Origin of the sequence: Calidifontibacillus oryziterrae, from assembly GCF_000331575.1 — a bacterium.
Classification (GTDB): Bacteria; Bacillota; Bacilli; order Bacillales; family Bacillaceae_J; genus Calidifontibacillus_A; species Calidifontibacillus_A oryziterrae.
This window is the reverse complement of the sequence record NZ_KB223527.1, coordinates 1809058-1821654: the sequence shown is the minus strand read 5'-3', so window position 1 is coordinate 1821654 and position 12597 is coordinate 1809058. Positions and strand designations below refer to the sequence as shown.

The window sequence follows — 12597 nt, the reverse complement described above, 5'->3', positions numbered from 1 at the left end:
GACTTTAATAAAGAAATGTGGACAAAGTTTTTAACTGATGTTGATAAAGTCATCCACATGTTGTCCACATTTGTGGATAATATGAATTTAAAAGAAGAGGAAAACACAACTATAATATCAAAAAAAACCTTGTATTGCAATGGGTTTTACAAACTTATCCACAATTACAACACCTTGTGGATTTTATTTATCCACACTACTATATTTTGTGTAAAGGGTGTAGATAAATTATAAATAAATAAAAATTGTCGAAAAAAGTATCCACATGTTGATAAAATGTTCTTGAAATAGTAGTAAACTTTATTGTAGGCTAGAAAAGCAATCATTATATGCAAAAATTGAAGAAATCTTGACAATATAGTTTTGCTTAACTATAATTAGTAAGACTGTCTTTTTAGAGTTTTTCCTCAGGGAGGTGCAAATAAAATGAAACGTACGTATCAACCAAATAAACGTAAACATAAAAAGGTACATGGTTTTCGTAGCCGTATGAGCTCTGCAAACGGACGTAATGTTCTAGCTCGTCGTCGTCGCAAAGGAAGAAAAGTATTATCAGCATAGACCACTGAAAAGATCAGTGGTTTTTTTTCTAGCTAACTATGTTCGACTGTTTGTTTAAACAGGAGTGAAAGAATATGAACAAGAGGAATAGAATAAAAAAAAATGAAGAATTTCAAGAAGTTTTTAAAAGTGGAAGCTCTGTCGCTAATCGGCAATTTGTAATTTATATGTTGGATAAACCAGGTCAAACACAACTGAGAATTGGTTTATCAGTTAGTAAAAAAATTGGAAAAGCTGTTGTTAGAAATCAAATTAAAAGATATATAAGACAAGCTATTCAAGATTTAAGAGAAGAACTTAAACAAGATGTTGATTATGTTATAATTGCTAGGATGCCTACAGCTACAATGGATTTTTTTGAAACAAAAAAAAGTCTGATTCATGTATTAAAAATAGCAAAAGCATTTAAAAAATAATGTATAAATGATTATAATGATGAAACTTAAAACTACAATGAAACGTAGTAAATATTAGTTTGAAGATCAACATATTTAGTATTTATAAGTGAAAACTCAGTTACTTTATTGATAATAATGAGGAATATGTTGATTATATTACAAAGATTTCATAAAGTAGTGTTATATAGTAAATGTAAAATTGTGATAGATTTTTTTACATATATAACTTGGTGAAAAGAGGAGGAAGAAGGTTTGAAAAAAAGAATCGCGTTAATAATGACCATAGTTGGTCTTTTAGCGGTTTTATCAGGATGTACGGAAATAAATGTACCTATAACTGCAGAAAGTGAAGGAATCTGGAATAAGTATTTTGTTTATCCTTTGTCTTGGTTAATTGTTTATTTTGCAGAATTACTAGGAAATAGTTATGGATTATCTATTATAGTTGTTACAATTATAATTCGCTTAGTTATTTTACCTTTAATGATAAAGCAAACACAAAATTCCAAAGCTATGCAAGCTATTCAACCAGAAATGCAAGCGCTTCGAGCAAAGTATGCATCAAAGGACCAAAAAACTCAACAAAAGCTGCAACAAGAAACGATGGCATTATTCCAGAAGCATGGTGTAAATCCGTTAGCTGGATGTTTTCCACTTTTTATTCAAATGCCAATTTTGATTGGTTTTTATCATGCCATTATGAGAACACAAGAAATTGCAAATCATAATTTCCTATGGTTTGATCTTGGTGATAAAGATCCATTTTTTATCTTGCCTTTAATAGCAGGTGCAACAACTTTTTTACAACAAAAAATGTCAATGGCGGGTATGGATGATAATCCGCAAATGAAAATGATGTTGTATATAATGCCAATCATGATCATTGTTTTTGCAGTTTCTTTCCCAGCTGCATTATCACTATATTGGGTTGTTGGTAATATTTTTATGATTGTTCAAACGTATTTTATTAAAAGTCCAGTTAAAATTGAGGCAAAAAATACAGGGGGAGCAAAAAAGTGAAACAAGTAACGGCCACTGGTACAGGACAAACAGTTGATGAGGCAATTGAATCTGCATTAAATGATTTGAAAGTGTCGAAAGAAAAGGTAGATATTTCAATTATTGATGAAGGTAAAAAAGGATTATTTGGAGTTTTTGGGTCAAGGCCAGCAATTGTGAAGCTTACAGTTAAATTTGATCCAATGATGGAGGCTCAGTCCTTCCTTGAAAGTGTTATAAAAAGCATGGGAATTACAGCAAATATTGATACTACTAGAAATGGAAGAGAAGTAACCTTCAAAATATCAGGTGAACAAATCGCCATTTTGATTGGAAAGCGTGGACAAACATTAAATTCCTTGCAATATTTAGTTCAATTGGTTGCAAATAAATATTCTCAAGAATATTTGACAGTTGTCGTTGATGCAGAAGATTATCGTTTGCGCCGCAAGGAAACATTAGAAAATTTAGCGTTGCGATTAGCAAATAAAGCAATGAAAACAAAAACAAAAGTAGTATTAGAGCCTATGCCATCATTTGAAAGAAAGATCATTCATACTGTTTTATTTGATGTGAATGGTATATCGACCATTTCTGATGGTGTCGATCCTAATCGCCATGTAGTGATTGTTCCAGAATAATGGTATAGCTTTTATGAAAAAGTATAATTAATTGGCATGGAAATGTGAAGATTTCACGTTTTCCGTGCTTTTTTATTATACTAAAAGTTGCTTTCCACATTGTGGATAAGATAAACTAGTTTTATTATTTAAGATAAAGAAGGAAGTTAAAAAATAAAAAGTTATCCACAGTGGATAATTTAATAATGTGTAATTAAAGGTAAAAAATTGACTGATTTTAAAAAATATTATAAGTGAGGTGAATAGATATGGATACGATTGCTGCAATTTCAACGCCAATGGGGGAAGGTGCAATTGCAATTGTTAGATTGAGCGGACCTGATTCAATTTCAATTGCAGCTTCTATTTTTCAAGGAAAAAATTTAAAAGAGGTAGAAAGCCATACTATTCATTATGGTTTTATTATAGATCCTGATGTAAATAAAAAAATTGAGGAAGTAATGGTTTCTGTATTAAAAGCTCCAAAAACGTTTACTCGTGAGGATGTAGTTGAAATTAATTGTCATGGTGGCATAGTTTCTGTAAATCGAGTATTACAACTAGTATTAAATCAAGGGGCACGATTAGCTGAACCAGGAGAGTTTACAAAGAGGGCATTTTTAAATGGTAGAATCGACTTATCACAAGCAGAAGCAGTAATGGATTTAATTAGAGCAAAAACAAACCGTGCAATGAATGTCGCAATTGGGCAGATGGAAGGAAGACTTTCACAATTAATACGTAGTTTGCGACAAATTATTATTGAAACTTTAGCCCATATAGAGGTAAATATTGATTATCCAGAGTATGATGATGTTGAAGAAATGACTCATAAATTATTAAAAGAGAAGTCAATACATATTAAAGGAGAAATTAATAAGCTTTTAGAAACATCAAAACAAGGGAAAATATTACGTGACGGTTTATCAACTGTTATTATTGGTCGGCCGAATGTAGGAAAATCATCCTTATTAAATAGTTTAGTTCATGAGAATAAAGCAATTGTGACGGATATTCCTGGCACAACCAGAGATGTGATTGAAGAATATGTAAATGTTCGTGGTGTGCCATTAAGGTTAGTTGATACAGCCGGAATTAGAGAAACGGAAGATATTGTGGAAAAAATTGGTGTAGAAAGATCTCAACAGGTTTTAAAAGAAGCAGATTTAATTTTATTAGTATTAAACAATGCAGAACCATTAACGGAAGAGGATATAAAATTATTTACAGTTGTTGAAGGAATGGACGTTATTGTTATAATAAATAAATCTGATTTACCAGCAAAAATAAGTATCGATGGGGTTAAAAAGCTTGCAAATAAAAATCCAATTATCTCAATCTCAATAAAAGAGGAAGAAGGAATTGACCAATTAGAGGAGGCAATTTCAAGCTTATTTTTTAAAGGACAAATTGATGCTAAGGATATAACATATGTGTCAAATACACGCCATATTGCGTTGTTAAATCAGGCAAAAAAGGCAATAGATGATGTACTTATTGCAATTGATGAAGGGGTTCCAATCGATATTGTTCAAATTGATTTAATTAGAACATGGGAAATATTAGGGGAAATCATTGGTGATTCAGTCCATGAAAGTTTAATAAACCAGTTATTTTCACAATTTTGTTTAGGGAAATAAGTTTTATGTTTGTTCATTAGGAGGCTATAAATTTTATGGAGTATAATGCTGGTTCATATGATGTAATCGTAGTTGGTGCGGGGCATGCTGGATGTGAAGCTGGACTGGCTGCAGCAAGAATGGGTGCAAAAACCCTAGTACTTACTTTAAATTTAGATATGGTAGCATTTATGCCTTGTAATCCATCAATTGGTGGTCCAGCAAAAGGTGTTGTTGTCCGCGAAATTGATGCTTTAGGCGGAGAAATGGCACGTAATATTGACAAAACTCATATTCAAATGAGGATGTTAAACACGGGGAAAGGTCCCGCTGTACGAGCATTACGAGCACAAGCTGATAAATCACAATATCAAAATGAAATGAAGCATACGTTAGAAAAAGAAGAAAACTTAATTTTAAGGCAAGCCATGGTTAATAAATTGATCGTCGAAAATGATGAATGTAAAGGTGTAATAACGGAAACAGGAGCAATGTATTATTCGAAAACAGTTATTATTACAACAGGTACGTTTTTAAGAGGAAAAATTATAATCGGTGATTTAGCTTATGAAAGTGGACCAAATAATCAGCGTCCTTCAGTTCAATTGTCAAATCACTTAAAGGAATTAGGTTTTAGTTTAGCTCGATTCAAAACCGGAACACCCCCACGTATTAAAAGTGAAACGATCGATTATAGTAAAACAGAAATACAACCGGGTGATGATGTAGTACGTGCTTTTTCATTTGAAACAACAAAATTTATTACCGATCAAATTCCTTGTTGGTTAACTTATACTAGCCCTAAAACACATGAAATAATTAATATGAACCTTCATCGTTCACCAATGTATTCAGGGATGATTGAAGGAATCGGAACGAGGTATTGTCCATCAATAGAAGATAAAATTGTACGCTTTAATGATAAACCTCGTCACCAAATTTTCCTCGAACCAGAGGGAAGAAACACGGAAGAAGTGTATATCCAAGGACTTTCAACAAGTTTACCTGAGGAAGTACAAGTAGAAATGATTCATTCTGTACCTGGATTAGAAAAGGCTGAAATGATGAGAGCTGGCTATGCTATTGAGTATGATGTTGTAAGATCTACACAATTATGGCCTACATTAGAAACTAAGATAATAAAAAATTTATTTACTGCTGGGCAAATTAATGGTACGTCTGGATATGAAGAGGCAGCTGCACAAGGTTTAATGGCCGGAATTAATGCTGCTTGTAAAGTATTAAATAAAGATTCAGTTATTCTAGAGCGTTCTGATGCATATATAGGAGTCTTAATTGATGATTTAGTCACAAAAGGCACAATTGATCCATATCGATTGCTTACTTCAAGAGCGGAATACCGTTTATTACTTCGTCACGATAATGCTGATCTTCGTCTAACTGAAATTGGCTATAAAACAGGTTTAATATCAGAACAACGGTACCAAAAATTTATGAATAAAAAGGAACAAATTGAAAAAGAAATCGCTAGACTTGAAGGTATAATAATAAAACCAAATGAAGAAGTTCAACAGCTAATTCAAGATCTCGGTGGAAGTTTATTAAAAGATGGAGTAAGAGCGGCAGATTTATTGAAACGGCCTGAAATTACTTATAATCACCTTTTACTATTAGGGTTTGGTATGGAACAATTACATGAAGAGATAATAGAACAAGTTGAAATTCAAATCAAATATTCCGGTTATATTGAGAAGTCTTTACAACAAGTGGATCGGATGAAAAAAATGGAGCATAAAAAAATACCAGAGGATATAGATTACGATGCAATTAATGGAATAGCTTCTGAAGCACGACAAAAGCTTAAGGATATTCGACCGCTTTCGGTCGGGCAAGCATCACGAATTTCAGGGGTAAATCCGGCGGATATATCAATACTACTAGTGTATCTAGAACAAGGAAGAATAGCCCGAATTTAAATAATTTTAGCTTTTAAATAAGCGCTGTTGATTAATTATGGAAATGAAATGAGCGAAAGTCCGCGGAAAGGGAGCAGATTATAGCGAATTTCATCAATTAGTTTAACAGAACCCTTAAGAAAGGGGAGCAAAAATGGATATACAATTATTTCAAAACAGTCTTAAAGAAAAAGGTATAAATTTAACATCTGAACAATTAAATCAATTTGCATTATACTTTAAACTGTTAGTCGAGTGGAATGAAAAAATGAATTTAACAGCCATAACAGATCAACAAGGAGTTTATTTAAAACACTTTTATGATTCAATCACGGCTGCATTCTATTTTGATTTTACAAAGAAATATAAAGTGTGTGATGTTGGTGCTGGAGCTGGTTTTCCAAGTATCCCTCTTAAAATATGTTTTCCTCATCTAAATATTACAATTGTAGATTCATTACAGAAGCGAATTACATTTTTAAATGAATTAGCTTCACAGCTAAAGCTAGAAGATGTTTTGTTTTACCATGATCGTGCCGAAACATTTGCAAGAAAACCTCAAATGAGACAATCATTTGATATCGTTCTTGCAAGAGCAGTTGCAAGAATGACAGTATTAAGCGAATTATGCTTGCCACTTGTAAAAGTTGGAGGGTTTTTTATTGGAATGAAAGGTGCTAACCTAACAGAAGAGATGGATGCTGGTGAAAAGGCAATCCGAATTTTAGGTGGAACTATAATGAATATACAAAACTTTCAATTACCATTAGAAAATAGTGAACGGAATATTGTCATTATACAAAAAGAAAAGAACACACCTAAACAATACCCGAGAAAGCCTGGTACACCAAATAAAAATCCTATTTGTTAAGTTTAAATTATCGCAATGTTTCACGTGGAACATGCAGGAATATTTAAGTACGGTAGAGAACTAACTATTAATGTTAGTTTCTAGTTTGTTGTGGTTTAAAAGAAAACTCGCAAAATAGGCGAGCCTTAAAGGCGAAGACAGAGGCGTAGTTGCGCTTTTATTTATTTTTTAAAACTGCACTACATCGAAATACATCTTTGCTGCAATTTTATACATTCTTAAACGTATAAAAAAGGTGGTGAAAGAAGATGAAAAATACTTTTTCCCGTTTTTTTAACATTGGTGATAAAGTTGATGAACCAATGGAAGAAGTAATGATAGAAAAAAGTGATGAATTAATAAAAGATTATGAAAAAGTTAAGCGGATTCCCATTCATAATATTATCCCGAATCGTTTTCAACCACGAACTGTTTTTGATGATGAAAAAATATTAGAACTTGCACAAACCATTCGAACACACGGTATCATACAACCAATTGTAGTAAGAGAATATGATCAAAATAAATTTGAAATTATTGCTGGTGAGAGAAGATGGAGAGCAGTTTCTATGCTTGGTTGGGATACCATACCTGCAATCATAAAAATCTTTAATGATGCAGAAACAGCCTCTGTTGCTTTAATAGAGAATTTACAAAGAGAAGAACTATCTCCATTAGAAGAAGCCCTTGCTTATGCGAAATTGTTAGAGCTACATAATTTAACACAAGAAGCTCTTGCTCAACGTTTAGGTAAGGGGCAATCTACCGTTGCAAATAAACTTAGACTACTGAAATTACCAGAAACGGTTCAGGAAGCACTATTAAAAAAGCAAATTACTGAAAGGCATGCTCGCGCAATGATTGCTTTAAAGGACCCTCAGCTTCAAGAAAAATTAGTTTCGGAAATAATTGAAAAACATCTTAATGTAAAACAAACTGAAGAGAGAATTGTAAAGCTGCTTGAAGAAAAGGTTAAAAAGCCAAAAGTAAAACGAAGAGCATTTAGTAAAGATACAAGGATTGCGATGAATACTATTCGACAATCATTACAAATGGTAAAAAGCAGTGGAATGAAGATTGAAAGTCAAGAAGAAGAACATGAAGATTTTATTCAATTTACAATTAAAATACCAAAAAAATAGATTTATAACGGATCATGATCCCCATCTCAAAAAAAATAGATGGGTTTTTTATTTTTTAAACAAAAATAACAAAGTTTCATGATAAAATAGTTTAGTATGAAAAAAATCTATTAAAAAATATAACAAAGCCAAAATATCATTCCTCTTTTTAAAAGGTAGGTGAGACACCGTGGGGAAAATAATAGCGATTGCTAATCAAAAAGGTGGGGTTGGAAAAACAACCACATCTGTTAATTTAAGTGCATGCCTTGCCTATTTAGGTAAAAAGGTATTACTTGTCGATATCGACCCTCAAGGTAATGCAACGAGTGGTTGTGGAGTTGAAAAAGCAGACGTTGACCACTGTATTTACGATGTATTAGTAGAAGATGGTGAGGCAAAAACAGTCGTCCATCCCACTAATGTCGAAAATTTATTTATCATTCCCTCAACAATTCAACTTGCCGGGGCCGAAATAGAGCTTGTTCCAACTATTTCAAGAGAAGTAAGACTAAAACGAGCACTTGAAACAATTTCAAGTGATTACGACTATATTATTATTGACTGTCCGCCATCATTAGGTTTATTAACGATTAATGCATTAACAGCTGCAGACTCAGTAATTATCCCTGTTCAATGTGAATATTATGCGTTAGAGGGACTTAGTCAACTGTTAAATACTGTACGATTAGTACAAAAACATTTAAACCACTCATTACAAATAGATGGTGTATTATTAACAATGCTAGATGCTAGAACAAACTTAGGAATTCAAGTTATTGATGAAGTTAAAAAATATTTTCAAGATAAAGTTTATCAATCTATTATTCCGCGTAATGTAAGATTGAGTGAAGCACCTAGTCACGGCACACCAATTATTCTTTATGATCCAAAATCAAGAGGAGCAGAGGTATATTTAGACTTTGCAAAGGAAGTGATTTCTAATGGCTAAAGGATTGGGGAAAGGATTAAGTGCATTTTTTCCAGAGGTACTAGAACAAACTGATCAAATTCAGGAAATTAAGATAAAGGAATGTCGACCAAATCCATATCAGCCTCGTAAAACGTTTGATCCGGAATCTATTAAGGAATTGAAAGAGTCAATTGAAAGTCATGGAATTCTACAGCCGATTGTTGTTCGCAAAAGTATTAAAGGCTACGATATTGTTGTAGGGGAAAGACGTTTTAGGGCGGCTAAGGAAGCAAATCTTGAAACGATTCCGGTTATTATTAGAGATTACACAGAACAACAAATGATGGAGCTTGCATTAATTGAAAATCTTCAGCGAGAGGATTTAAATCCAATTGAAGAAGCACTTGCTTACCAGACCTTGATAGAACAACTGAAGTTAACACAAGACGAACTTGCAAATCGCCTAGGAAAAAGTCGCCCTCATATAGCAAACCATCTTCGATTACTAACTTTGCCGGAATCGGTAAAAAAACTAATCGAACATGGAGAATTATCAATGGGTCATGGCCGAACACTTTTAGGATTAAAAAACAAAAGTAAGATGTTGCCTTTAGTAGAAAAAATAAAAAAAGAAAACTTAAATGTAAGACAATTAGAATTGATTGTTCAACAATTAAATGAAAATGTTCCACGTGAAACAAAAAAGAAAATTAAACAGAAGAATGTATTTATAAAGCAGCAGGAATCAAGACTTCGCGACTTTTTTGGAACACCAGTTACAATAAAACAAAATAAAAATAAAGGTAAAATTGAAATTGAATTTTTTTCTTCAGATGATTTAAATCGTATTCTTGAATTATTAGAAGATGAATGATAGTAAAATAATTTTTTGCCTATCGAAATAAATAGCAATATAATGTAAAATAAGCCATCACAAGGTGGTTTATTTTTCTTTTTCTCTACAACTAAAGAGGGGGAATGGCAGTGATTTATTTTGACCAGGCAGCTTCATCATTTCCTAAACCAAAGGAAGTAGCAGAGGCTGTAGCTGAAGCAATAAATGAATATGGTGCAAATCCCGGCAGAGGTGGCCATACATTGGCAAATAAGGCCGCTGCTAAAATATATGATACAAGAGTTAAGTTAGCCAACTTTTTTGGACTTCATAATCCACGTCATGTTATTTTTACACAAAATGCAACAGCAGCGTTAAATCAAGGAATTCTAGGATTGTCATTGGAATCTGGAGATCATATAATTACAACCTCGTATGAGCATAATTCTGTTCGTAGACCATTAGAATATTTAAAACGTGTAAAAGGTATTGAAATTACATATATTGAGCCGACTAGTAATGGTGAAATTAATTTTGAACAACTGGAATATTCAATTAAACCAACAACAAAATTATTGATTGTTACACACGGTTCTAACTTAACAGGTGCAATTATCCCAATTGAAAAATTAGGTGCAATAGCTAAAAAGAAAAATTTAATTTTTATGGTTGATGCTTCACAAACGGCAGGAATATTACCAATTAACATGACTGAAATGGGAATTGATCTACTGGCGTTTGCAGGGCACAAAGGACTTATGGGACCACAGGGGACAGGAGCGTTGTTAGTAAACAATAATATTGAATTAAAGCCAATAGTAACTGGCGGAACAGGAAGACAATCAGAACAAATTGAACAACCAAGTGAACTACCAGAAAGGCTTGAAAGCGGAACATTGAATACACCTGGGATAGTAGGACTTTTAGAAGGATTAAAGTTTATTGAGAAAACGGGCCTTGATCAAATATTTAAACATGAACAAACATTAACTGAAGTTTGTCTTACAGGTCTTAATAAAATTGAGGGTGTTCGTATATACGGTCCTGATATAGCTTCTAATCGTTTAGCTGTTATATCATTTAATATAGAAGGAATTGATAGCCAAGAAGTAGCAATGATTTTAGACCAACATTACCAAATCGCTGTAAGGGCTGGATTACATTGTTCCCCACTAGCTCATCAATCAATAGGTACAGTCGAAATAGGAGGGACACTACGTGCAAGCTTTGGTATTTATAATACATTAGAAGAAGTTGAAAAATTTGTACAAGCAATTGAGGAAATTAGAGCAGGATATTTAATTTAGGGAGAGTAGTGTACATGGTTTTATTAGGAACAATTGTGAATGGAATTGCGATTATTTTTGGAACCTTTTTCGGCAAATTTCTTCACCGCATTCCAGAAAAAATTAAAACTTTAGTTTTACAATCAATTGGGTTAGCTGTTGTTATATTAGGAATACAAATGGGATTTAAAAGTGAACAATATTTAATTGTAATCTTAAGTTTATTATTTGGAAGCATTATTGGTGAAGTAATCGATTTAGATCGTAAATTAAATGCGTTAGGGCGTTGGATAGAGGTAAAGATGGGTGCAAAGGAAGAAGGAGGAATTGCAAAAGGATTCGTAACTGCAACCTTAATTTTTGCTATTGGTGCAATGGCGATTATCGGTGCGCTAGATAGTGGTTTGCGTAATGATCATAGTGTTCTTTTTACAAAGTCTTTACTAGATGGCTTTACGAGTTTAGTATTAGCAACCACTCTTGGGATTGGTGTGTTATTCTCGGCATTTCCAGTCATGATTTATCAAGGTGCGATAGCTTTATTTGCGACGCAAATTGATAAATGGATTCCTCAACCCATTATGGATTCATTCATTGTTGAAATGACAGCCACAGGTGGTATTATGATTCTAGCTATAGGATTAAATATGCTTGAAATAACACGTGTCCGCGTAGCAAATATGCTTCCGGCAATTTTAGTTGTAGCAATAATTGTAACCGCGCAATATTTTTGGACCATCCTTTTTTAAAAAAATAGCTGTGTTAAAGCACAATAGCCAAAAAACTAGACCTCTTCTATCCTAAAATAGAAGGGGTCTTTTGTATATTGTCTCAATTTTTTGCAACTGTAATAATTTATCAGCTTCAACAATCCCATCTGCAATCGTACGAGCCATTTTCATAACTAAATTTAATCTTGTATTTTGCAAAACAAAAAACTCCATAAATCCACTGACATTTACAACCCCGGTTAAATGTACCTCACCAACAGGGGGAAGCTGTTTATTGACACCCGCCCCTGGCTTTAAAGCACCTTCATTGATAGTGATATCACCAACACTTTTTAACCTTCCTAAACAAGCATCAATACCAATAATAAAAGGATGAATATGCATTTTTTTTATCTCATTCATTTGATCCTCAAGATTAACAGCATGAATAGGATTTTCTAGTGTCCCATAAACATGAAAATGGGGTATTTGCTTCTCTTGCAATAAACTACCGATTAATGGTCCGAGAGCATCACCCGTAGATCGATCAGTACCAATGCAGGCAATTATTATAGGCTTTTTTAATGATGTTGGTAAAAGCTTTACTAAGTTTTGTCCTATATATAAAGGGGCGTTTTGTTCTTCAAATGAGATTCTGTATGAGGAGGGTTCTTTTTTTTCGAAAAACTTTGGTTTTAGATTCATAGTATTCACTCCTCTTTAATAGTAGTAACAGTATACGGAGGAATTTCGGTTCCTATACATAAGT

The 12597-nt window shown here is 33.0% G+C and carries 13 protein-coding genes; 12 read left to right on the top strand and 1 reads right to left on the bottom strand.

Annotated features, from left to right (window positions below; all coding sequences use genetic code 11):
* The first annotated feature begins 426 nt into the window (after positions 1 to 426).
* The 12 genes from rpmH to D612_RS0117200 all read left to right on the top strand — a co-directional run bounded on the left by rpmH (position 427) and on the right by D612_RS0117200 (position 11867).
* Positions 427 to 561: a 50S ribosomal protein L34 gene (gene rpmH / locus D612_RS0117255; protein ID WP_017756757.1), complete on the top strand. Its 135-nt coding sequence runs from the start codon at positions 427 to 429 to the stop codon at positions 559 to 561.
* Positions 562 to 635: 74 nt separating this feature from the next.
* Positions 636 to 977, top strand: a complete 342-nt coding sequence (rnpA, locus tag D612_RS0117250; protein WP_017756756.1) for a ribonuclease P protein component — start codon at positions 636 to 638, stop codon at positions 975 to 977.
* Between the two features lie 234 nt (positions 978 to 1211).
* Positions 1212 to 1979 carry a YidC family membrane integrase SpoIIIJ gene (spoIIIJ, locus tag D612_RS0117245; protein WP_017756755.1) on the top strand — a complete coding sequence of 256 codons (768 nt, stop codon included), beginning with the start codon at positions 1212 to 1214 and terminating at the stop codon, positions 1977 to 1979.
* Positions 1976 to 2599 carry an RNA-binding cell elongation regulator Jag/EloR gene (gene jag, locus D612_RS0117240; RefSeq protein ID WP_017756754.1) on the top strand — a complete coding sequence of 208 codons (624 nt, stop codon included), beginning with the start codon at positions 1976 to 1978 and terminating at the stop codon, positions 2597 to 2599. The genes spoIIIJ and jag overlap by 4 nt, the downstream gene beginning before the upstream one ends.
* 242 nt (positions 2600 to 2841) lie before the next feature.
* The gene (gene mnmE, locus D612_RS0117235) at positions 2842 to 4218 is read left to right on the top strand and encodes a tRNA uridine-5-carboxymethylaminomethyl(34) synthesis GTPase MnmE (protein ID WP_026092564.1); all 1377 of its coding nucleotides are present in this window, start codon (positions 2842 to 2844) and stop codon (positions 4216 to 4218) included.
* Positions 4219 to 4253: 35 nt separating this feature from the next.
* Complete coding sequence (gene mnmG, locus D612_RS0117230; RefSeq protein ID WP_017756752.1) at positions 4254 to 6134, top strand: tRNA uridine-5-carboxymethylaminomethyl(34) synthesis enzyme MnmG; 1881 nt, start codon at positions 4254 to 4256, stop codon at positions 6132 to 6134.
* A 133-nt stretch (positions 6135 to 6267) separates the two neighbouring features.
* The gene (gene rsmG, locus D612_RS0117225; RefSeq protein ID WP_017756751.1) at positions 6268 to 6984 is read left to right on the top strand and encodes a 16S rRNA (guanine(527)-N(7))-methyltransferase RsmG; all 717 of its coding nucleotides are present in this window, start codon (positions 6268 to 6270) and stop codon (positions 6982 to 6984) included.
* Positions 6985 to 7232: 248 nt separating this feature from the next.
* The gene (noc, locus tag D612_RS0117220; protein ID WP_017756750.1) at positions 7233 to 8105 is read left to right on the top strand and encodes a nucleoid occlusion protein; all 873 of its coding nucleotides are present in this window, start codon (positions 7233 to 7235) and stop codon (positions 8103 to 8105) included.
* Between the two features lie 169 nt (positions 8106 to 8274).
* Positions 8275 to 9036, top strand: a complete 762-nt coding sequence (locus D612_RS0117215; RefSeq protein ID WP_017756749.1) for a ParA family protein — start codon at positions 8275 to 8277, stop codon at positions 9034 to 9036.
* Positions 9029 to 9871, top strand: coding sequence for a ParB/RepB/Spo0J family partition protein (locus D612_RS0117210; RefSeq protein ID WP_017756748.1), 843 nt, complete (start codon positions 9029 to 9031; stop codon positions 9869 to 9871). Before D612_RS0117215 ends, D612_RS0117210 begins: the two co-directional genes overlap by 8 nt.
* 110 nt (positions 9872 to 9981) lie before the next feature.
* On the top strand, positions 9982 to 11139 hold the full coding sequence (locus tag D612_RS0117205; RefSeq protein ID WP_017756747.1) for an aminotransferase class V-fold PLP-dependent enzyme: 1158 nt from the start codon (positions 9982 to 9984) through the stop codon (positions 11137 to 11139).
* A 14-nt stretch (positions 11140 to 11153) separates the two neighbouring features.
* Complete coding sequence (locus D612_RS0117200; protein ID WP_017756746.1) at positions 11154 to 11867, top strand: DUF554 domain-containing protein; 714 nt, start codon at positions 11154 to 11156, stop codon at positions 11865 to 11867.
* Between the two features lie 51 nt (positions 11868 to 11918).
* On the opposite strand, the gene yyaC is transcribed toward D612_RS0117200, so the two are convergent.
* On the bottom strand, positions 11919 to 12533 hold the full coding sequence (yyaC, locus tag D612_RS0117195; protein WP_017756745.1) for a spore protease YyaC: 615 nt from the start codon (positions 12531 to 12533) through the stop codon (positions 11919 to 11921).
* Between the last annotated feature and the right edge of the window lie 64 nt (positions 12534 to 12597).